This is a genomic window from Streptomyces sp. CNH189 (assembly GCF_000527195.1).
Window position 1 is genome coordinate 175,755 of record NZ_AZUS01000014.1, and the last position, 21,589, is coordinate 197,343.

General features: G+C 69.0%; 16 protein-coding genes. 11 read left to right on the forward strand and 5 right to left on the reverse strand.

Going from position 1 to position 21,589, the window contains the following annotated elements:
• Positions 1-15: 15 nt before the first annotated feature.
• Positions 16-2,298, reverse strand: coding sequence for a transglycosylase domain-containing protein (locus B100_RS0120270; protein WP_024886250.1), 2,283 nt, complete (start codon positions 2,296-2,298; stop codon positions 16-18).
• A 723-nt stretch (positions 2,299-3,021) separates the two neighbouring features.
• Here B100_RS0120270 and B100_RS0120275 point away from each other — a divergent pair.
• The 4 genes from B100_RS0120275 (at position 3,022) to B100_RS0120290 (ending at position 6,779) form a co-directional block, all read left to right on the forward strand.
• Positions 3,022-3,705 carry a PadR family transcriptional regulator gene (locus B100_RS0120275; protein ID WP_024886251.1) on the forward strand — a complete coding sequence of 228 codons (684 nt, stop codon included), beginning with the start codon at positions 3,022-3,024 and terminating at the stop codon, positions 3,703-3,705.
• Positions 3,706-3,748: 43 nt separating this feature from the next.
• Complete coding sequence (locus B100_RS0120280) at positions 3,749-4,831, forward strand: inositol-3-phosphate synthase (RefSeq protein ID WP_024886252.1); 1,083 nt, start codon at positions 3,749-3,751, stop codon at positions 4,829-4,831.
• 79 nt (positions 4,832-4,910) lie between these two features.
• Positions 4,911-6,173 carry an MFS transporter gene (locus B100_RS0120285; RefSeq protein WP_024886253.1) on the forward strand — a complete coding sequence of 421 codons (1,263 nt, stop codon included), beginning with the start codon at positions 4,911-4,913 and terminating at the stop codon, positions 6,171-6,173.
• Positions 6,174-6,296: 123 nt separating this feature from the next.
• The gene (locus B100_RS0120290; RefSeq protein ID WP_024886254.1) at positions 6,297-6,779 is read left to right on the forward strand and encodes an LppU/SCO3897 family protein; all 483 of its coding nucleotides are present in this window, start codon (positions 6,297-6,299) and stop codon (positions 6,777-6,779) included.
• Positions 6,780-6,872: 93 nt separating this feature from the next.
• Here the strand turns inward: B100_RS0120290 and B100_RS0120295 are convergent, their stop codons facing one another.
• Positions 6,873-8,339: a CCA tRNA nucleotidyltransferase gene (locus B100_RS0120295; RefSeq protein ID WP_486585663.1), complete on the reverse strand. Its 1,467-nt coding sequence runs from the start codon at positions 8,337-8,339 to the stop codon at positions 6,873-6,875.
• 201 nt (positions 8,340-8,540) lie between these two features.
• Here B100_RS0120295 and B100_RS0120300 point away from each other — a divergent pair, with 201 nt between their 5' ends.
• The 7 genes from B100_RS0120300 to trxA all read left to right on the forward strand — a co-directional run bounded on the left by B100_RS0120300 (position 8,541) and on the right by trxA (position 18,348).
• A complete protein-coding gene (locus tag B100_RS0120300; RefSeq protein WP_024886256.1) occupies positions 8,541-10,934 on the forward strand; it encodes a DUF6049 family protein in 2,394 nt (797 codons plus the stop codon).
• Between the two features lie 44 nt (positions 10,935-10,978).
• Positions 10,979-13,309 (forward strand): murein biosynthesis integral membrane protein MurJ, encoded by a 2,331-nt coding sequence (gene murJ, locus B100_RS0120305; protein WP_024886257.1) that lies wholly within the window; start codon positions 10,979-10,981, stop codon positions 13,307-13,309.
• A gap of 141 nt (positions 13,310-13,450) precedes the next feature.
• The gene (locus B100_RS0120310) at positions 13,451-15,151 is read left to right on the forward strand and encodes a protein kinase family protein (RefSeq protein ID WP_024886258.1); all 1,701 of its coding nucleotides are present in this window, start codon (positions 13,451-13,453) and stop codon (positions 15,149-15,151) included.
• A gap of 28 nt (positions 15,152-15,179) precedes the next feature.
• Positions 15,180-15,905: an RNA polymerase sigma factor SigM gene (sigM, locus tag B100_RS0120315; RefSeq protein ID WP_024886259.1), complete on the forward strand. Its 726-nt coding sequence runs from the start codon at positions 15,180-15,182 to the stop codon at positions 15,903-15,905.
• Positions 15,902-16,813 (forward strand): membrane protein, encoded by a 912-nt coding sequence (locus B100_RS0120320; RefSeq protein ID WP_024886260.1) that lies wholly within the window; start codon positions 15,902-15,904, stop codon positions 16,811-16,813. The genes sigM and B100_RS0120320 overlap by 4 nt, the downstream gene beginning before the upstream one ends.
• A 194-nt stretch (positions 16,814-17,007) precedes the next feature.
• Positions 17,008-17,976, forward strand: coding sequence for a thioredoxin-disulfide reductase (gene trxB, locus B100_RS0120325; RefSeq protein ID WP_024886261.1), 969 nt, complete (start codon positions 17,008-17,010; stop codon positions 17,974-17,976).
• Between the two features lie 39 nt (positions 17,977-18,015).
• On the forward strand, positions 18,016-18,348 hold the full coding sequence (gene trxA, locus B100_RS0120330; protein WP_024886262.1) for a thioredoxin: 333 nt from the start codon (positions 18,016-18,018) through the stop codon (positions 18,346-18,348).
• Between the two features lie 87 nt (positions 18,349-18,435).
• Here the strand turns inward: trxA and B100_RS0120335 are convergent, their stop codons facing one another.
• The 3 genes from B100_RS0120335 to B100_RS0120345 form a co-directional block, all read right to left on the reverse strand.
• Positions 18,436-19,053, reverse strand: coding sequence for a GNAT family N-acetyltransferase (locus B100_RS0120335; RefSeq protein ID WP_024886263.1), 618 nt, complete (start codon positions 19,051-19,053; stop codon positions 18,436-18,438).
• Positions 19,054-19,370: 317 nt separating this feature from the next.
• The gene (locus B100_RS0120340) at positions 19,371-20,474 is read right to left on the reverse strand and encodes a ParB/RepB/Spo0J family partition protein (RefSeq protein ID WP_024886264.1); all 1,104 of its coding nucleotides are present in this window, start codon (positions 20,472-20,474) and stop codon (positions 19,371-19,373) included.
• Positions 20,471-21,547, reverse strand: coding sequence for a ParA family protein (locus tag B100_RS0120345; protein WP_078541044.1), 1,077 nt, complete (start codon positions 21,545-21,547; stop codon positions 20,471-20,473). Before B100_RS0120345 ends, B100_RS0120340 begins: the two co-directional genes overlap by 4 nt.
• Positions 21,548-21,589 lie beyond the last annotated feature (42 nt).

Here is a 21,589-nt window from a genome sequence, read left to right on the forward strand (position 1 = left end):
CGGGCGATGAACGGCTCAGCCGCTGCCGCCTCCGAGGAAGCCGCCGTTACCGCCGCCCCGGGGACCTCCCGGATCCTCGGATTCCGTCGGATCGGGGGACGAGCTCGCGCCTCCGTCGGTGCCTCCGTTGTCGCTGCCACCCGGGCCGGTCCCGCCGTCCTCCTCGTCCTCGTCCCGGCAACGGAAGTCGAACGGCCCGCAGGTCTCGGTCTCGGTGGGCGGCGGCGGGGTGGTCACGGTCTCGGTGGGAGTCGGAGGCGCCGACGGCGTCGCCTCTTCGGTCTCCGTGACGGACGGGGACGGCGACGGAGCGCCGATGCCGTCCGCGATCTCGCCGATCTTCTCCGCCTTGGGGAATCCGGGATCGGACTCCCCCTTGAGCGCGGCCTTCATGAACTCGGTCCACACCTCGGTGGGGATGTCACCACCGTGGATCGAGTCCTTGCCCGCCGTGCCGTTCATGGAGAGCAGCTTGTGGCTCTTGGGGTCCTCACGGAACATCGCGACCGCGGTCGACAACTGCTGGGTATAGCCGACGAACCAGGCCGACTTGTTCTCGTCCGTGGTACCCGTCTTGCCGGCGGCACGCCGACCCAGGTCCTGTGCGTGGTAGCCGGTTCCGTTCTCGATGACGTTCTCGAGCACGTCGGTCACGTTGTTCGCCACGTTCTCGGGCATCGCCTGCTTGATCCGCGGCTTCTCGAAGCCGGGCAGCTCCGAACCCCGGTGCTTGACGGCGGTCACCGAGTACGGGTCCGCCTGCTTGCCGGAGGCCGCGAACGTCGCGTACCCGTCCGCCATACGGATCGCGCTGGGCGTCGACGTACCGAGAGCGAAGGAGGCGTTCAGTCCGGCGAAACTGTCCTTGAGGATGCCGGACTTCTGCGCGACGTCCGCCACCTTCTTCATCCCCACGTCCATGCCGAGCTGCACGAACGGGGTGTTGACCGACTGCTCCATCGCCTTCCGCAGGCTGATGAAGCCCCACGGGAACGGGCCCTCGTTCTTCTGCAGGAACGGCGTCTGGTCCTTGTTGAGGACGAAGGAGCCGTCGTTGTTCCGAATCTTCAGGCGGTCGTTGCCGTTGTACTTACTGGCCGGCGAGATCCCCACGCCGTCGGTTTTGTACGTGCCGTACTGCATCGCGGCGGCGAGCACGAACGGCTTCCACGTCGATCCGACCGGGATACCCGAGGTGTCCGCGTTGTTGTTGAAGTGGCCGTTCTCGAATCCGGCACCGCCGTACAGAGCGACGATCGCGCCGTCGTTGGGCTTCACCGTGGCCGCGCCGAACTGGACGTGCTGGTCCAGTTCGCGCTTCGGGTCGATGTTCTTCTTCTCGACCTTCTTGACGGCCTTGGCCAGCGCCTCGACCTTGTCCTTCTCGAAGGTCGTGTAGATCTGGTAGCCGCCCTGGTCGAACTGCGCCTCCGTGATCTCGGAGTTCTTCAGGACGTAGCGCTTGGCCGTGTCGACCAGGTAGCTGATCTGGCCGGTCATGCCCTTGGTCGCCTTGCGGCCCTGGGGCTCCGGGTACTTCTTGACCGCTGTCCTGTACTCGGCGTCCGAGATGCGCTCGTCGGTGTGCATCTGCTCGAGGATCCAGGCCCAGCGTTCCTCGGAGCGCTCGCGGTTGGCCTCGGGCGTGGCCGAGCTGTCGATGCTCTGGTTGCCGGCCGGGTCGTAGTAGGTCGGACCCTTGAGCAGGGCAGCGAGGAAGGCGCACTCACTGGGTGTGAGGTCGACCGCGTCCTTCCCGTAGTAGGTCTGGGCGGCGGCCTGGATGCCGTAGGCGCCGCGGCCGTAGTACGAGGTGTTGAGGTAACCCTGGAGGATCTCGTCCTTGGTGAGCTTGGTGCCCACCTTGATCGAGATGAACATCTCCTTGAACTTCCGGGAGACCGTCTGCTCCTGGGTCAGGTAGGTGTTCTTCACGAACTGCTGGGTGATCGTGGAACCGCCCTGGGTGTCGCCACCGCGCGCCATGTTGCCAAGCGCTCGGGCGATACCCATGGGGTCGATACCGGAGTCGGTGTAGAAGCTCTTGTTCTCGGCCGAGATCACCGCCCACCGCATGGCCTCGGGAATCCGGTCGATGGTGACGTTCTGCCGGTTCTGGCCGCTGCCGGTGGCGACCATCTGGGTGCCGTCTTCCCAGTAGTAGACGTTGTTCTCCGACCGCGCCGCGGCGTTCTCCTCACTGGGGACGCTCACCATCGCGTAGCCGATGCCGGCCACGGCGACGAGACCGCCGAAGAAGGCGAGGCACAGGCCGGACACGAGCTTCCAGGACGGCATCCAACGGCGCCAGCCGTCCTTGTCGTAGCGCGGATAGTCGATGATCCGCTTCTTGGCGGGCGGGGCCGGGCGGCCTCGTCCCCGTGCGGGACCCGCGGCGCGGCGGGCCCCTCCTCGCTGTGCCGCGCGTCGCGCCTCGGCACGACTGCCGTACGGACGGGTCTCATCCCCCACGCCGTGGGCACCCGACCCAAAGGCATCGGACGGAGACCCGGTGGCGCCTCGCGGTGCCGCTCGGCGGCCGGAGGACGAGCCGGACTGGCCGCGTCGGGCCGCGGCACGTCCGCCTCCCTGCGGCTGCGGCGGTTTGCGACGGTGCTCGCTCATCGAACGACTACTCCTCGGGCAGGCGCACTTCTGCGCGCCTGGAAACGGCGGCTGGTTTCCGGTCCCCCCGAAGTACGGATGCCGCGCTCGGCGCATTCACCCGTACTGCACCGGGGACAGGGACGCCCCCAGTCGTCACTCGGTTCCCAGTGGTCTGCATGGCGCACAGACTACGCACCGCCAAAACCCACCGGGCCCAGAAGTTCACCTCAAATCAGGCAACTTGCTCGCAACGAAACGGTGATGTGATCCCGTTCACCCTCCCCCCTCTTGTCGCACCCGGAAGGTCGTTCTATCGTCGTGATGTATCGAGTCGATACATCAGCGCGACATAAGGGCGGCCGCACGCCGCACACGAGCCCATCGCGGCACGACCGGAGCAGAGGGGAGGCGACGATGAGCCGGCGTTCCGGCATCCTCGAGTTCGCCGTACTCGGCCTGCTCCGCGAATCCCCGATGCACGGGTACGAGCTGCGCAAACGACTCAATACGTCACTGGGTGTGTTCCGCGCGTTCAGTTACGGGACGCTCTACCCCTGCCTCAAGACGCTGGTCGGCAACGGCTGGTTGATCGAGGAGCCGGGACACACCACCGAGGACGCACTCGCCGCTCCGCTCGCGGGGCGCCGCGCCAAGATCGTCTACCGGCTGACGGCCGAGGGCAAGGAGCACTTCGAACAACTGCTCGCCCAGACGGGACCGGACGCGTACGAGGACGAGACGTTCGCCGCGCGGTTCGCCTTCTTCGGGCAGACGTCGCGCGACGTCCGCATGCGCGTGCTCGAGGGCCGCCGCAGCCGGCTGGAGGAGCGCCTCGAGAAGATGCGCGCCTCCCTGGCCCGGACCCGGGAGCGCCTCGACGACTACACGCTTGAGCTCCAGCGCCACGGGATGGAGTCCGTGGAGCGCGAAGTGCGCTGGCTGAACGAGCTCATCGAGAGCGAGCGGGCCGGCCGGGACCTCAAGGGTTCCGCCGCCGGGGGGCCCGCTCAGCAGGACACCACATCTGGAGCGACGGGCGACCTGCCCCGGCCGGGGGACGACCCCCGGCCGGATACGCCCGGCGACACCGCCACGTGAGAGTCCGCAAGGGCCTCACTCGTACACACAGGGAGCAACCGGAATGGGTTCGGTTCGCGTAGCCATCGTCGGCGTGGGCAACTGCGCCGCATCGCTGGTGCAGGGAGTCGAGTACTACAAGGACGCCGACGCCGGGTCCAAGGTGCCGGGCCTGATGCACGTCCAGTTCGGCGACTACCACGTCAGCGACGTCGAGTTCGTCGCTGCCTTCGACGTGGACGCCAAGAAGGTCGGTCTCGACCTCGCGGACGCCATCGGCGCCTCCGAGAACAACACCATCAAGATCTGCGACGTCCCCAGCACCGGTGTGACGGTCCAGCGCGGCCACACGCTCGACGGTCTCGGCAAGTACTACCGGGAGACCATCGAGGAGTCCGCCGAGGAGCCGGTCGACGTCGTGCAGATCCTCAAGGACAAGCAGGTCGACGTTCTCGTCTGCTACCTGCCCGTCGGCTCCGAGGACGCGGCGAAGTTCTACGCCCAGTGCGCCATCGACGCCAAGGTCGCCTTCGTCAACGCCCTCCCGGTCTTCATCGCCGGCACCAAGGAGTGGGCGGACAAGTTCACCGAGGCGGGCGTCCCGATCGTCGGTGACGACATCAAGTCGCAGGTCGGCGCCACCATCACGCACCGCGTCATGGCTAAGCTGTTCGAGGACCGGGGCGTCATCCTGGACCGCACGATGCAGCTGAACGTCGGCGGCAACATGGACTTCAAAAACATGCTCGAGCGTGACCGCCTCGAGTCCAAGAAGATCTCCAAGACGCAGGCTGTCACCTCGCAGATCCCCGACCGGGACCTCGGCGAGAAGAACGTCCACATCGGCCCGTCCGACTACGTCGCCTGGCTGGACGACCGCAAGTGGGCCTATGTCCGCCTCGAGGGCCGCGCCTTCGGTGACGTCCCGCTGAACCTGGAGTACAAGCTCGAGGTCTGGGACTCCCCGAACTCCGCCGGTGTCATCATCGACGCCCTGCGCGCCGCGAAGATCGCCAAGGACCGGGGCATCGGCGGCCCGATCCTCTCCGCGTCCTCGTACTTCATGAAGTCGCCGCCGGTGCAGTACTTCGACGACCAGGCCCGGGAGAACGTCGAGAAGTTCATCAAGGGCGAGGTCGAGCGCTAAGGCCTCACCCGCTGCGGGCAGTCGAGGGTCTCCGGGTCGTGTGTCCCGGAGACCCTCTTCATATGTGAGGCTGTGCCCCATGGCCGTCGTCCGTGACCTGCGCGTTCTGCTGCGCTTCCGAGGCTTCCGACGCCTGCTGGCCGTCCGGCTGCTCTCCCAGGGCGCCGACGGCGTCTTCCAGGTCGCGCTCGCCGCCTACGTCGTCTTCTCACCGGAGCGGCAGACCTCGGCCGCGGCGATCGCCTCCGCGATGGCCATCCTGCTCCTGCCGTACTCCGTGGTCGGCCCCTTCGCCGGCGTCCTGCTGGACCGCTGGCGCCGCCGCCAGGTCTTTCTCCACGGCAATCTGTTGCGCGCCTTGATGGCCTCGATGACGGCCGTCCTCATCCTCGCCCGGGTGCCCGACTGGCTCCTGTTCGTGGCCGCGCTGTGCGTCACCGGCGTCAACCGCTTCGTGCTGGCCGGGCTGTCCGCCTCGCTGCCCCGCGTGGTGGATGCCGAGCGGCTCGTCATCGCCAACTCCCTCTCGCCGACCGCCGGAACCCTCGCCGCGACCGCGGGCGGGGGTCTGGCCTTCGTCGTCCGGCTGGTCGTCGCCGACTCCGACGCCGCCGTGGTGCTCGTGGGTGCCGCGCTCTACCTGTGCGCGGCGCTGGCGGCCCTGCGCATCGCCAAGGAGGCCCTGGGTCCGGACCGTGCCCTGGTACACCCCCGGTTGTCCGCGGCTCTCTCCGGCACCGCCGGCGATCTGGCCGCCGGCGTACGGCACCTGGCGGCCCCACAACGCAGGGACGCCGCCTGGGCGCTTACAGGGATGTTCCTCATGCGTTTTTGCTACGGCGCGATGCTCGTGATGCTGCTGATGCTCTGCCGGTACCACCTGACGTCGACCACGGACGAGGGACTCGCTTTGCTGGGGCTGGCGTTGGGCGTGTCCGGCGCCGGGTTCTTCGCCGCGGCCGTGCTGACGCCGTGGGCCGCGGGACGGCTGGGACCGGGCCGCTGGATCGTGACGTGTGCCGCGGCGGCGGCCGTGCTGGAGCCGGCGTTCGGTCTGTCCTTCGCCTCCGGCCCCCTGCTGGCGGGGGCGTTCGTACTCGGCATGACGACCCAGGGCGCGAAGATCGCCACGGACAGCATCGTCCAGGCCTCCGTGGACGACGAGTTCCGCGGCCGGATCTTCTCGGTGTACGACGTGTTGTTCAACGTGGCGTTCGTCGGCGCGGCTGCCGTGGCCGCCCTGATGCTCCCTCCGGACGGCCGCTCGGTCCCGCTGGTGGTAACAATTGCCGTTATCTACGGAGCGGTTGCGGCGACTATGGCCCGGTTTGCGCGCCAGTAAGTGTCACATCAGTGCCACAGCGGCTGAACTCGCTTCAGAGTTGTCCGTGGGGACCGGTAGCTTACGTGGGTCTTACCAACGCGCCTTTCGCGTCACGTTTCTATGTTCTAGGGGGACCCCCAAGTGACCACTCCGCCGCCCCAGGGCAACCCGTTCGCACAGGGCCAGCAGCAGCCCTACGGCCAGCCCCAGGGCCAGTTCCCGCAGCAGGCCGGCCAGCCTGGCTTCCCCCCGCCCGGGGCGCCGGTGCCGCCGCAGCAGCCGCAGGGGCGCAAGATCAGCTTCAAGATGATCAAGAACATTGTCATCGTCCTGATCGTCGCCGGTGTGGCCATCGGCGGGTGGATCGCTAGCCGTGACGACGCCAGCGCGGCCGCCGTGGGTGACTGCATGCACCGCGGCAGCACCGACGACAACGACCCGGACCTCGAGGTCGTGGACTGCGGCGACTCGAAGGCGCAGTACAAGGTGCTGGCCAAGGTCGAGGGCGACTTCTCCGGCATCACGGCGCAGAGCAAGTGCGAGGCGGCGGCCAAGGACTTCGAGTACGTGTACACGGAGACCAACGGCAGCAAGAGCTTCCTGCTCTGCCTGAAGGACAAGTAGAACGAGAACGGGGGGTGGTGTTTCACGTGAAACACCACCCCCGACTCAGGCGCGGGGTCATGTTTCACGTGAAACATGACCCCGCTTCCGTCGTCACCCCTGCTGCTCGGCCCACCACTCCTTGAGTGCCGCCACCGCCGCTTCGTGGTCCATCGGACCGTTCTCCAGCCGGAGCTCCAGCAGGTGCTTGTAGGCCTGCCCGACCGCGGGCCCCGGCTTGATCTCCAGGATCTCCATGATCTGGTTGCCGTCGAGGTCCGGACGGATGGCGTCCAGCTCCTCCTGCTCCTGGAGCTGGGCGATGCGTGCCTCCAGGCCGTCGTACGCGCGGGAGAGAGCGGCGGCCTTGCGGCGGTTCCGCGTGGTGCAGTCCGAACGGGTCAGCTTGTGCAGGCGGCTGAGCAGCGGCCCCGCGTCACGGACATAGCGACGGACGGCGGAGTCCGTCCACTCTCCCGTGCCGTAGCCGTGGAACCGCAGATGCAGCTCGACGAGCCGGGAGACATCCTTCACCAGTTCGTTGGAGTACTTGAGCGCGGTCATGCGCTTCTTGGTCAGCTTCGCCCCGACCACCTCGTGGTGGTGGAACGAGACACGGCCGTCCTTCTCGAAGCGGCGGGTACGGGGCTTGCCGATGTCGTGCAGCAGGGCTGCCAGCCGAAGGGTCAGGTCGGGACCTTCCTCCTCCAGGGCCATCGCCTGTTCCAGAACGATCAGCGTGTGCTCGTAGACGTCCTTGTGCCGGTGGTGCTCGTCCCGCTCCAGGTGCAGGGCCGGAAGCTCGGGCAGCACATACTCGGCGATCCCGGTGTCCACGAGCAGCGTGAGGCCCTTGCGGGGGTGCGCGGAGAGGATCAGCTTGTTCAGCTCATCCCGGACGCGCTCGGCGGAGACGATCTCGATGCGTCCGGCCATCTCCTTCATCGCCGTGACGACCTCGGGGGCCACCTCGAAGTCGAGCTGGGCGGCGAACCGCGCGGCACGCATCATGCGCAGCGGGTCGTCCGAGAAGGACTCCTCGGGCGTCCCCGGCGTGCGCAGGACCTGCTCCGCGAGGTCCTGGAGGCCGCCGTGCGGATCGATGAACCGCTTCTCCGGGAGGGCGACGGCCATCGCGTTCACCGTGAAGTCACGGCGCACGAGGTCTTCCTCGATGGAGTCGCCGTAGGAGACCTCCGGCTTGCGGGATGTGCGGTCGTACGCCTCGGAGCGGTAGGTGGTCACCTCGATCTGGAAGCTCCGGTCGGTGTCCCCGACGCGCGCCTCCTTCTGTGCGCCGACCGTCCCGAAGGCGATCCCGACGTCCCAGACTGCGTCCGCCCAGGGACGCATGATCTTCAGGACGTCCTGCGGGCGGGCGTCGGTCGTGAAGTCCAGATCGTTGCCGAGGCGGCCGAGCAGTGCGTCGCGCACCGAGCCGCCGACCAGGGCGAGTGAGAACCCCGCCTCCTGGAAACGGCGGGCTAGGTCGTCGGCGACAGGGGCGACCCGCAGCAGTTCACTCACGGCGCGGTCCTGCACCTGGCTCAGGGCACTGGTTGCTTCATTGGCGTTCGGCACAACAGAAGAGGGTACGTGGCCCGAACGGCCCGGAGCGCCCCGAAAATGACGCAGGGACGGACACCTGTGGCGATCATGGACAAGGCTCGCGCTGCTCGATCTTGGACACCGGTCCGCGGCACTTCCCCTCCCCGCACATCGTTACCATGCCTGGACGCACATTCCGACGACCACTGACGACGACAAGGGACGGGCGAGCGCGTGGCCGAGGCGGCAGACTTCCAGGGGACCAGTCCCTCACCTGCCCGCCGCTGGCTGCGGCGCACCGGTGCCCTGCTCGCCGGAGCGCCCCTCATGGCGGGGCTGCTCCAGCTGCCCGCCGCGTCTCCCGCGGAGGCCGCCGTGCCGGCCACGCCGCGGGCCGCCTCCGACGACGGATCGGTGGCCGTTTCCGTCGACTCCCTCACACCCTCCGCTCCCACCGAGGACGACACCGTCACCGTCTCCGGGACGGTGACCAACAAGGGCAAGCGGACCGTCACCGACGCCTCCGTCGGCCTGCGGGTCGGGCCGCTGCTGGACACCCGGTCGGGTATCGACAGGGTGGCGAAGAACGCCGGAGACGTCGACAGCCCGCTCGGCGCGGAGATCGACGGCAAGTACTCCGAAAAGATCTCCGAGCTCACCCCGGGCGTCTCCCAGCCCTACTCCCTCTCCGTCCCGGCGAACGCGCTGGACCTGGGTGACGACGGTGTCTACGAGCTGGCGGTCTCCCTCGCCGGGGAGACCTCCGACGAGCCCTGGGAGCACACGCTCGGCGTCCGGCGGACGTTCCTGCCGTGGCAGCCCGAGGACGCCGGCACCAAGACGAAGACGACGTTCATGTGGCCGCTGATCTCCACCGTCCACATGACGGCGGAGACCGGATCGGACGAGGAGCAGACGCCCGTCTTCCACGACGACGAGCTCGCCGCGGAGATCTCCCCGGGCGGCCGGCTGGACCGGATGGTGGCCCTCGGCAAGGACCTCGACGTCACCTGGGTGATCGACCCGGACCTGCTGGCCTCCGTCGAGGCGATGACCACCCGGTACGAGATCCCCGGCGAGACCGCGGACGACAACAACGTCGTCGGCGGCCATCAGGCGGTCGCCAAGCGCTGGCTCACCGAGGTGCAGAAGGCGGTCACGGACAAGGAGGTCGTCGCGCTGCCCTTCGGCGACCCCGATCTGGCCTCCCTCGCCCACCGCGGCACGTCCGTCACCGGTTCGCTCCGCCACCTCAAGGAGGCCACCGACGTGGCCGCCGGCACGGTGGAGTCGATCCTCCACGTGAAGCCCATCACGGATTTCGCCTGGCCCGTCGAGGGCGCCGTCGACCCTTCCGTCATCAAGGTCTCCACCTCCGCCGGAGCCGACAAGGTGATCGCCCGCAGCGACACCTTCGAGGAGGGCCGCGACCTCACCTACACGCCCACCGCGCCCCGGCCGATCGGCGGCGGAACCACGGCCGTGGTCGCCGACGGCCGGCTGTCCACCGTCTTCCGGGGCGACATGACCAAGGCCTCCACCTCCACCCAGGCGGTGCAGCGCTTCCTGGCACAGAGCCTGACCCTCGCCCTGCAGACCGACCGTCCGCGCAGCGTCGTCGTCGCACCGCAGCGCACCCCGTCCGCCGCCCAGGCCCAGACGATGGCCGAGGCCGTCAGCGCCCTGCAGGACAGCACCTGGTCACAGCCGCAGGACCTCTCGGCCGCCGCCAAGTCCAAGCCGGACCCGGCCGCCGGCACCGACGTGCCCTCGGCCTCCTCGTACCCGTCGTCGCTGCGCAGGCAGGAACTGCCGAAGTCGGCCTTCGAGCAGATCGCCAGGACACAGGACAAGCTCGACCGGTTCAAGGTCATCCTCTCCGACCAGTCCCGCGTGGTGACGCCTTTCGGACGGGCCCTGAACCGGGGCATGGCGGCTTCGTGGCGCGGCCGGCCGTCCGAGGCCGCGATCTACCGCAGCGGCGTCGAGTCCTACCTGGACGGGCTGAGCGGCCAGGTCCGGCTGATCGACAAGTCGGAGACGAAACTCTCCGGACGCAGCGCCACGATCCCCGTCACGGTCCAGAACAACCTGGTGCAGGGGGTCGAGCACCTGGTGCTCCGGCTCTCCTCCACCAACCCCACCCGCCTGGAAATCGACGGCAACGCCTACGAGGAGCAGCCCGTCACCGTCTCCGGCGGCCACAGCCAGTCGGTGAAGTTCACCACGTCCGCCAACGCCAACGGCCGGGCCACCGTGGTCGCCCAGCTGTACACGCAGGACGGGCGGCCCTACGGTCAGCCCGTCACGTTCGACGTGAAGGTCACGGAGATCACCGCGACCGTGATGCTGGTCATCGGCGGCGGGGTCCTCCTGCTCGTCCTGGCCGGCTTCCGGATGTACACCCAGCGCAAGCGCGCCGCGGCCCGCGAGGCCGAGGAGCAGGACCAGGCGGCGGACGAGGACGCCGACGACCCGAAGAACCCCGAAGCCTCCGAGAGGCGTCCCACCCAGGAGTCCGGTCCGGACCCTCGCGAGGACGCCCCGGAGCAGCCGAGTGACCCGGCCCCGGACACCGCACCGGAAAGCGCCGACCCGTCCGGCACGGGTGAGAGAGTGGACCGTTGAGGATGTCGTGGCCGGTCGGCCCGGGACGATGAGGTGGGGTAACCATGAACGCGCCGTACGACGGTGACCGCGGCAGTGCCGCGGCCAACTCGGGCCATCCCGAGTCGGACCCCGCCGGGGGTCCGCCGCCCGGGCACGACCAGGCGTCACAGCCACCCGCCGACATGTACGTCCAGGACGCCTACGACCAGGACCCCTACCGGGCGCAGGACATCACCGCCCAGGACCCTGTCGCGGAGGCGCTCTACGACCGGTCGGCGCACCCGCCGCCCCCGCCCGCGGCCCAGCACCCGCAGCAGCCCCTGTACGGGCAGCCGCCGCAGTCCCCGTACGCGCCCGACCCCCGGGTGTGGGCCCGCACGCCCGCCCCGGAACCGGACGGCCCGACCCAGTACCTGCCCTACGGCGACGACCCGCGCACCACGCAGTACGTAGGCGTGGACGACCTGGTCGGCCAGGCCGGGGAGCAGCGCCACGAGCCCGACGCCTTCGCGCATCTCTTCCGCGACCAGCAGCAGAGCGGTGCCTTCCCGGACCAGCAGGGCGGCGGGTACGCCCGGCCCCAGGCCGGGGCGCACGCCGGGCCCCCCGCGCACCCCGGACAGCCCGCGGGCGACCCGCAGCAGTACGCGGCCGCTCCGGTGCCCGGCCCCGCGTCCCCCACGCCCGGCCACTACGGGGGAGCGACTCCGCCGCCCGCCGCCGAGCCGGCGGCCCCGGAACCCGCGCCGGCGCCGAAGAAGGGCGGCCGCGCCGGTGGTCTGCTGAAGTCCAGTGCCGTGATGGCGGCGGGCACGATGGTGTCCCGCCTCACGGGATTCATCCGGTCCGCGCTGATCGTGTCGGCCCTGGGTCTCGGTCTGCTCGGTGACTCCTTCCAGGTCGCCTACCAGCTGCCGACGATGATCTACATCCTGACCGTCGGCGGCGGTCTCAACTCGGTCTTCGTGCCGCAGCTGGTGCGGTCCATGAAGGACGACGAGGACGGCGGCGAGGCCTACGCCAACCGTCTGCTGACGCTGGTGATGGTGGCGCTGGCCCTGCTCACCGCGGTCGCCTGGCTGGCCGCCCCGCTGCTGGTGCGCGCCTTGTCGAACCCCGTCGCCACGGACCCCGCGGCCAACGATGTCGCCGTCACTTTCACGCGCTACTTCCTGCCCTCGATCTTCTTCATGGGCGTCCACGTGGTGATGGGTCAGATCCTCAACGCCCGCGGGCGGTTCGGCGCGATGATGTGGACCCCGGTCCTGAACAACATCGTCATCATCGTCACGCTCGGCACGTTCATCTGGGTCTACGGCACCGCCGCTGACTCGAAGATGCAGGTCTCGACCATCCCGCCGGAGGGTCTGCGGCTCCTCGGGGTCGGCGTGCTGCTGGGTCTCGTCGTGCAGGCCCTGGCGATGATCCCGTACCTGCGGGAGACCGGTTTCCGCATCCGGCTGCGCTTCGACTGGAAGGGCCACGGTCTCGGCAAGGCGGCGATGCTCGCCAAGTGGACCATCCTCTTCGTCCTCGCCAACCAGGCGGGCGCGCTGGTCGTCACCCAGCTGTCCACCGCCGCGGGCCTGGACTCGGACGTCGAGGGCACCGGTTTCGCCGCCTACGCCAACGCCCAGCTGATCTGGGGTCTGCCGCAGGCCATCATCACGGTCTCCCTGATGGCCGCGCTCCTCCCCCGCATCTCGCGCTCCGCGGCGGAGGACGACGGAGGCGCCGTCCGCGACGACATCTCCCAGGGTCTACGGACCACCGCCGTCGCCATCGTGCCCGTCGCCTTCGGCTTCGTCGCGCTCGGCATCCCGATGTGCACCCTGATCTTCGGCTCCTCGGGCACCAGCGAGGCCACCAACATGGGCTTCATGCTGATGGCCTTCGGCCTCGGCCTGATCCCCTACTCCGTGCAGTACGTCGTCCTGCGCGCCTTCTACGCCTACGAGGACACCCGAACGCCCTTCTACAACACGGTCATCGTGGCCGCCGCGAACGCGGTCGCCGCGGCGATCTGCTTCCTGGTGCTCCCGCCCCGCTGGGCCGTGGTCGGCATGGCCGCCTCGTACGGCGTGGCCTACGCCCTCGGGGTCGGTGTCGCCTGGCGGCGGCTGCGCAAGCGGCTGGGCGGCGACCTGGACGGCGCCCGGGTGCTGCGGACCTACGCCCGGCTCTGCATCGCGTCCGTGCCGGCCGCCCTCCTCAGTGGCGCGGCCTGCTACGGCATCAGCAAGGTCCTGGGGCAGGAGGTCCTGGGGTCGTTCGCCGCGCTGGTGGGCGGCGGTGCCGTGCTGCTCGGTGTCTTCTACGTGGCCGCGCGCCGGATGCGGATCGAAGAGGTCAACTCGTTGGTCGGTATGGTCCGCGGACGCCTGGGACGCTGAGACAGGGGGTAGGCGCACAACCATCATCGGCCCCCGTGTGTCGTGCATAGCGGCGGACTGTGGGCACAATTGGGTTCGGCGTCGGACTGCGCGCGACGGATGCCGGCCGACGCGCAATGGATGGGGAGGCAGGGAACGACGGTGGCGGAACGGAGCACAGCTGCCGTCGACGTGGCAGACAACAGCGACGAGCAGTCGCTGACCGCGGAGGCGGACCAGTCCACGGCCGACGGGGTGGCCAAGAACCGGGAGCGGGACACGGACAGCGACGAGGCACAGGAGAGCGCCGGGACCGAGGGTTCCGCGACGACCTCGCCACCCGAACTGCACAGCGGCCACAAACTGGCCAGGCGCTACCGCCTGGAAGAGTGCGTCACCCGTCTGGACGGGTTCAGCAGTTGGCGTGCCGTGGACGAGAAGCTCCGCCGTGCCGTCGGCGTGCACATCCTGCCCGCGGACCACTCGCGTGCCCGGTCGGTGCTGGCCGCGGCCCGCTCCTCGGCCCTGCTGGGCGACCCGCGCTTCGTCCAGGTCCTGGACGCCGTCGAGGAGAACGACGTCGTCTACGTCGTGCACGAATGGCTGCCCGACGCCACCGAGCTGACCACCCTGCTCGCCTCCGGACCGCTGGAGGTGTACGACGCCTACCAGATGGCCAGTCAGGTCTCGAGCGCCATGGCGGCGGCCCACCGCGAGGGCCTCGCCCATCTGCGTCTGAACCCCAACGCCGTCCTTCGCACGTCGACCGGTCAGTGGCGCATCCGCGGTCTCGCCGTCAACGCCGCCCTGCGCGGCGTCAGCTCGGACACCCCGCAGCGTACGGACACGGAGTCGGTCGGCGCCCTGCTCTACGCGGCGCTGACACAGCGCTGGCCGTACGAGAACGACGCCTACGGCATGGCCGGCCTGCCCAAGGACATCGGCCTCATCCCGCCGGACCAGGTCCGCGCCGGCGTCCACCGCGGCCTGTCCGAACTGGCCATGCGCGCCCTCGCCAACGACGGTGCCACCGCCTCCCGTCACGAGTCGCCGTGCACCACGCCGGAGGAGCTGGTGAAGGCGATCGGCGAGATGCCCCGCATCCGTCCGCCGGAGCCCGCGTTCACCACCCCGCCGGACTACCAGCGCACCACGTACCAGCAGGGTTCCTACGGCCGCCCGGCGGCACGCCCTCACCTCACCCAGCCGTCCCCGGTTCCGCCCCCGCCGCTGCAGAGCCGCACGGGCAAGGCGCTGAAGTGGGCCGTCTCGGCCCTCCTGATCGCCGCCCTGGGGCTGGGCAGTTGGCAGCTCGCGGACGCCCTGCTGGAGCAGGGCGGCAAATCCGAGGACACCAACAAGACCCAGACGACGGACGGGGACGACAAGAACGCCGACAAGCCGGTGCGTGCAAAGCCCATCACCGTCGCGGAGGCGCACGACTTCGACCCCTTCGGCACGGACGGCTCCGAGTACCCGGAGAACGTGCCCAAGATCATCGATGGTGACCCGAACAGCTACTGGCAGACGAGCTACTACGAGAGCTCCGGCTTCGGCCAGCTGAAGCCGGGTGTGGGTGTCATCCTCGACCTCGGCAAGAGCCAGAAGGTCGGCAAGGTCGACGTGTCCTTCATCGGCAGCACGTCCGTCGAGCTCCGTGCCGCACCCGGCGACGCCGGAACGCGACCGACCTCCTTCGACTCCTACAGCAAGGTCGCCGAGGGGTCGGGCACCTCCGTCGCCCTCACGCCCAAGGAGACGGTGAAGACCCGTTACCTGCTGGTCTGGCTGACCGAGCTGCCCACGCAGGCAGACGACGGGAAGTGGCGCGGCCGAATCGCGGACGTCAAGGTGACCAGCTGAGGCCGGCTGCCTCGAGGGAGGGGATCCGATGGCGGACGGCGCCGCATACGACGGAGTGAGCGATCAGGACCTGCTCACCCGGCACGTCGACGGCGACGCCGAAGCCTTCGGTGAGATCGTACGGCGGCACCGCGACCGGCTGTGGGCCGTCGCCCTCCGGACGCTGGGGGACCGTGAGGAAGCCGCTGACGCCGTCCAGGACGCCCTCGTCTCCGCCTACCGGGCCGCCCACACCTTCCGCGGCCAGTCGGCCGTCACGACCTGGCTGCACCGCATCACGGTGAACGCGTGTCTGGACCGCGCGCGCAAGGCCGCCTCACGGAAGACCGCACCGGTCGACGACGCGGAGCGCCTGGAACAACTGCTGGAGCCGCACGAGTCCGCCTCGGCACCAGCGGAGCGCAACGATCTGCACCGCCAGCTCATCGAGGCGATGGGCACCCTTCCGCCCGACCAACGGGCCGCACTCGTCCTGGTCGACATGCAGGGCTACCCCGTCGCCGAGGCGGCCCGGATCCTCGACGTGCCGACCGGCACCATCAAAAGCCGATGCGCCCGCGGCAGGGCGAGACTCCTGCCCTTGCTCACCCATCTGCGTCCGGAAGGCACCAGCGAGGGCGAGCGAAGAGGCGGGCCACGGAACCGGACCAGGGGCGCGTCCGTCCCACCCGCAGCGGGTCCGGAGCGACCGGACCCGCCGGACCCAGGATCGAACGACCCGGCTGCACTGAAGGGCGGAGGTGGGCGAGCGTGACGTCGACGACCGACAAGGCGGAGCACCCGGACGTCGCGGAGATCTCCGACCTCACCGAAGGGCTGCTCCCCGCGGCCCGCCGCGACGACGTCCGCAGGCACCTGGACCAGTGCGCTCTCTGCGCCGACGTCCATGCGTCTCTCGAAGAGATCAGGGGCTTGCTCGGCACCATCCCTGGCCCCCCGCGCATGCCGGCCGATGTCGCGGGCCGCATCGACGCGGCGCTGGCCGCCGAAGCCCTGCTGCACGCCACGGCACCCGCGCCCGACAGTGCGGATGAGTCCCTGCCCGCTCCGGTCGAAAGCGGCGACGATCAGCGGCATGTTTCACGTGAAACACCGATGCTGTCCGAGCGGCCCTCGGGCCGCCCTCGTTCCTCGACGACGGGTCCTGGCCGCAAGCCGCGCTTGTGGGGGAGGAACCGGCGGGTCGCCGTATTGGGGACGGTGTTCGCCGTCGCCGCCCTCGGTTTTGGCTCCGTCGTACTGTCGTCGATGAACGACAGCGGCAGCTCATCGGAAGGGCAGCGGACGACCGCTGCGGACACCTTCTCCGAGGGGAAGCTGGAGAGGCAGGTCGCCGACCTTCTCGCGCGCAACCCGGAGCAGGACAAGAGCGCTCGCTCCCCGCACACCTTCGGACTGCCGTCGGATTCCGGTGCCGCCAACCCCCGGGTACTGACGAAGCCCGCGGTTCCGGCATGCATCCAGGACGGCATCGGCCGCAACGATGCCGCGCTGGCCACCGAGCAGGGTGTCTACCAGGGCAAGGACGCCTTGCTCGTCGTCCTTCCCGACGCGTCGGACGCCACCCAGGTGACGGCATACATCGTCGAAGCGACGTGTGTGCGGAACGCCTCTCCGTCCTCTACCGCGCAGGTGCTGCTGGAGCACTCCTACGCCCGCTGACGGCCGAGCGCGTGATCTGCACTCTGCGTGGTGGCCCGTACGGTGTGTGGCCCCGGCCTGCCGCCGGAGCACCGTCTGCGTGTGCCCGGGCACGGCGGGAATGCGGGCCCCTTAGGATCCGTTGGGTGGGGTGAGAGTTCCGAAAGAAGCTCCCACCGGTCGAACGACGTAGACCAGAGACGAGGAATTCAGCCGTGAGCGACGTCCGTAATGTGATCATCATTGGCTCGGGGCCCGCCGGCTACACGGCGGCGCTCTACACCGCCCGTGCGTCGCTGAAGCCCCTGGTGTTCGAGGGCGCTGTCACCGCCGGCGGTGCGCTAATGAACACCACCGACGTGGAGAACTTCCCCGGCTTCCAGGACGGCGTCATGGGCCCTGAGCTCATGGACAACATGCGGGCCCAGGCCGAGCGCTTCGGCGCCGAGCTGGTTCCGGACGACGTCGTCGCCGTCGACCTGACCGGTGAGATCAAGACCGTCACGGACACCGCCGGCACGGTCCACAAGGCGAAGGCCGTCATCGTGACCACCGGCTCGCAGCACCGCAAGCTCGGGCTGCCGAACGAGGACGCCCTCTCAGGCCGTGGCGTCTCGTGGTGTGCCACCTGTGACGGCTTCTTCTTCAAGGACCAGGACATTGCCGTCATCGGTGGCGGTGACACCGCCATGGAGGAGGCGACCTTCCTCTCCCGCTTCGCCAAGTCGGTGACGATCGTCCACCGCCGTGACACCCTGCGCGCCTCCAAGGCCATGCAGGAGCGCGCCTTCGCCGACCCGAAGATCTCGTTCGTCTGGGACAGCGAGGTCGCCGAGGTTCTGGGCGACCAGAAGCTCTCGGGTCTGAAGCTGCGCAACGTCAAGACGGGTGAGCTCTCCGACCTGGCGGTGACGGGCCTGTTCATCGCGATCGGCCACGACCCGCGCACCGAGCTCTTCAAGGGCCAGCTCCAGCTGGACGAGGAGGGCTACCTCAAGGTCGACGCACCCACGACGCGCACCAACGTCACGGGCGTCTTCGGAGCTGGCGACGTGGTGGACCACACCTACCGTCAGGCGATCACCGCGGCCGGCACCGGCTGCTCGGCCGCCCTTGACGCCGAGCGCTACCTCGCCGCTCTGGCCGACGAGGAGAAGGCCGAGCCCGAGAAGACCACTGTCTGACCCACCCGCCCCACGCACCAATTAGTTAAGGAGCCCGCTGTGGCCGGCACCCTGAAGAACGTGACCGACGACTCCTTCGAGCAGGACGTCCTCAAGAACGACAAGCCTGTCCTGGTGGACTTCTGGGCCGCCTGGTGCGGTCCGTGCCGTCAGATCGCTCCGTCCCTCGAGGCCATCGCCGCGGAGTACGGCGACAAGATCGAGGTCGTCAAGCTGAACATCGACGAGAACCCGGGCACGGCAGCCAAGTACGGCGTCATGTCCATCCCGACCCTGAACGTCTACCAGGGCGGCGAGGTCGCGAAGACCATCGTCGGTGCCAAGCCCAAGGGCGCGATCGTGCGCGACCTCGAGGACTTCATCGCCGAGTAGTGAGAGACCGCCTCCCCGGCGGTGCATGTTTCACGTGAAACACGAATGGGCCGACCCGGTTGGGTCGGCCCATTCGTGTGAGTGGCGTCAGAGAGGTCGCAGGGCCGGCTCCTTCTGCACGGCTCCGAGCAACCGGTCGAGCGCCATCTCGACGTCTTCCTTCCAGGAGAGCGTCGACCTCAGCTCCAGGCGCAGCCGCGGGTACGTCGGGTGCTGGCGGACGGTCTTGAAGCCGACGGCCAGCAGGTGATCCGCAGGAAGCACACAGGCGGGCTCCTTCCACCGGGCATCGGCGAACGCCTCGATCGCCTTGAAGCCCCGCCGCAGCAGATCCTTCGCCACCGTCTGCACCATCACCCGGCCGAGTCCCTGCCCCTGGTACTCCGGCAGGATGAACGCGGTCATCAGCTGCACCGCGTCGGGGGACACCGGACTGGTAGGGAACGCGGTGGAGCGCGGCACATAGGCGGGGGGCGCGTAGAGGACGTAGCCCACGGGGACGTCGTCGACATAGACGACTCGACCGCAGGAGCCCCAGTCGAGAAGGACCGCCGAAATCCAGGACTCCTTCTCCACGGTGGAGGTTCCCGCTTTTACCGCTGCCTCGCCGCTGACGGGGTCGAGCTCCCAGAAGACGCACGAGCGACAGCGCTGGGGGAGGTCGGGAAGGTTGTCCAGCGTGAGCGGTACGAGCCGACGGCCCATGAAGGCTGTTCCTCGCTTCCTTCGCCCGCTGCCATACGGGCGGCTGTCAGAGCACTCCGCTCCCTGAGCAGGCTGCCGATGAAGCCGCTGACGACGCCCACCCCCAGCCCCGCGCTCATCAGTCCGGTGCGGCTCGTCATTCGCATGGCCCCTGCCTAGCTCCCAGAGGTGTTGCCGGGTGGATGCGCCCTGTTCAGTCGCATCGTATCCACGAAGCGATTCCCCCGATACCGACACAAGGCAAAGGGCGGACCGTGTTCCGGTACAACCGGACACGACCCGCCCCAACCGGCCGTGAGACCGGGACGAGAGACTCCTCAGGCGTCGATCTCCTCGGCGTCGTCCTCGTCCCCGAGGCTGTTCTGCAACACCGGCCCCTCTCCGGGAGCGAGGGTGCCGAGAATGCGTTCCAGGTCCTCCATCGAGGCGAACTCGACAGTGATCTTGCCCTTCTTCTGCCCCAGGTCGACCTTCACTCGCGTCTCGAAGCGGTCCGAGAGACGCGTCGCCAGTTCGGACAGGGCCGGCGACACGCGTGCGCCCGCACGCGGTCCCTTGGAACGCTGAGCCTTCTGAGGCCGGGAGCCCATCAGGGTCACGATCTCCTCGACGGCTCGCACGGAAAGGCCCTCGGCCACGATGCGGTGGGCGAGACGATCCTGCTCCTCGGAGTCCTCGACGGACAGCAGCGCGCGGGCGTGTCCAGCGGACAGCACGCCCGCGGCCACCCGGCGCTGAACGGTCGGGGAGAGCTTCAGCAGACGCAGGGTGTTGGACACCTGGGGGCGGGACCGGCCGATGCGGTCGGCCAGCTGATCATGCGTGCAGTTGAAGTCCTTCAGGAGCTGGTCGTAGGCGGCAGCCTCTTCCAGCGGGTTCAGCTGGGCGCGGTGCAGGTTCTCCAACAGGGCATCGAGGAGGAGCTTCTCGTCGTCCGTGGCCCGCACGATCGCCGGGATGGCGTCCAGACCGGCCTCGCGGCAGGCACGCCATCGCCGCTCACCCATGATCAGCTCGTAGCGGCCGCCACCCACCTGGCGCACAACCACGGGCTGGAGGAGGCCCACCTCCTGGATGGAGGTGATGAGCTCGGCCAAAGCATCCTCGTCGAAGACCTCACGGGGCTGCCGGGGGTTCGGTGTGATGGCGTCGAGGGGGATCTCGGCGAAGTGAGCGCCCACCGGCGGACCCGGCACGGCAGCAGGGCTCGCCGCGATCGTGTCCTCGGTTTCACGTGAAACAGACGTCAGTGCGGCCACCTTCGCGGCCGCCACCCCACGCTCGTTCGGCAGGACCGGAACCGCTGCGGGCGATGCGGAGGCCGTCCCGCCCAGCGCGGCCGGTGGCACCGTCTTCTCTACCGGGGCAGCGGGGATCAGTGCTCCGAGACCACGACCCAGCCCCCTCCGTCGCTCACTCACTGCACGCCCTCCACCATGTTCGGATCAGTCTGCTGTGCGCCGATGTGCGCCTGCGATGCCTCATAGCTGACGCCGACGCCCCTGAGCGCGATCTCACGCGCCGCCTCGAAGTACGAGAGGGCACCGCTCGATCCAGGATCGTAAGTCAGTACCGTCTGGCCGTAGCTCGGCGCCTCGGAGATACGGACGGAGCGGGGGATGCTGGTCCGCAGGACCTCGTCGCCGAAGTGGGTGCGTACCTCCTCCGCGACCTGGGAGGCGAGCCGCGTCCGGCCGTCGTACATGGTGAGCAGGATGGTCGAGACGTGCAGGGTGGGGTTCAGGTGGCCCCGCACCAGGTCGACGTTGCGCAGCAGCTGCCCGAGCCCTTCCAGTGCGTAGTACTCGCACTGGATCGGGATCAGCACCTCCTGGCCCGCCACGAGGGCGTTGACCGTGAGCAGGCCGAGCGACGGTGGGCAGTCGATGAGGATGTAGTCCAGCGGCTGCTCGTAGGCCTGGATCGCCCGCTGCAGTCGGCTCTCACGCGCCACCAGTGACACCAGCTCGATCTCCGCACCGGCGAGATCGATAGTGGCGGGGGCGCAGAAGAGTCCCTCGACGTCCGGTACGGGCTGGACGACCTCCGCCAGCGGCCTGCTCTCCACCAGCACGTCGTAGATGGAAGGCACCTCCGCGTGGTGGTCGATGCCCAGGGCGGTGGATGCGTTGCCCTGAGGGTCAAGGTCGATCACGAGGACGCGGGAGCCGTGCAGAGCGAGCGAGGCCGCGAGATTGACGGTTGTCGTCGTCTTGCCGACGCCGCCCTTCTGGTTGGCGACCACGATGACACGGGTTTGCTCGGGTCGTGGAAGCCCCTCACCGGCACGGCCCAGAGCCTCCACCGCCAGTTGGGCAGCGCGACCGATGGGAGTGTCGTCCATCGGAGGCGGTGTTTCACGTGAAACATCCGCCCCCATCGATTCGGTACGGGGACCGGGGACCGGGTCGGTCATCGGTCCCGCGATGTTGGCGTCGGACCGCAAGGATTCACTCTCCTCGACTTCAGGCTCGCAATGAACAGAGCCTCCCATGCCTGCGGGGTCGCGAACCAGTGAGGCCTGACGTTCTGTGGA

What these genes read in the sequence shown, in the direction of transcription:
- B100_RS0120335 (WP_024886263.1), bottom strand. Translation starts at nt 19,053, where the DNA reads ATGGGCCGTCGGCTCGTACCGCTCACGCTGGACAACCTTCCCGACCTC.
- B100_RS0120285 (WP_024886253.1), top strand. Translation starts at nt 4,911, where the DNA reads ATGGCCGTCGTCCGTGACCTGCGCGTTCTGCTGCGCTTCCGAGGCTTC.
- B100_RS0120345 (WP_078541044.1), bottom strand. Translation starts at nt 21,547, where the DNA reads ATGGGAGGCTCTGTTCATTGCGAGCCTGAAGTCGAGGAGAGTGAATCC.
- B100_RS0120280 (WP_024886252.1), top strand. Translation starts at nt 3,749, where the DNA reads ATGGGTTCGGTTCGCGTAGCCATCGTCGGCGTGGGCAACTGCGCCGCA.
- murJ (WP_024886257.1), top strand. Translation starts at nt 10,979, where the DNA reads ATGAACGCGCCGTACGACGGTGACCGCGGCAGTGCCGCGGCCAACTCG.
- B100_RS0120270 (WP_024886250.1), bottom strand. Translation starts at nt 2,298, where the DNA reads ATGCCGTCCTGGAAGCTCGTGTCCGGCCTGTGCCTCGCCTTCTTCGGC.
- sigM (WP_024886259.1), top strand. Translation starts at nt 15,180, where the DNA reads ATGGCGGACGGCGCCGCATACGACGGAGTGAGCGATCAGGACCTGCTC.
- B100_RS0120275 (WP_024886251.1), top strand. Translation starts at nt 3,022, where the DNA reads ATGAGCCGGCGTTCCGGCATCCTCGAGTTCGCCGTACTCGGCCTGCTC.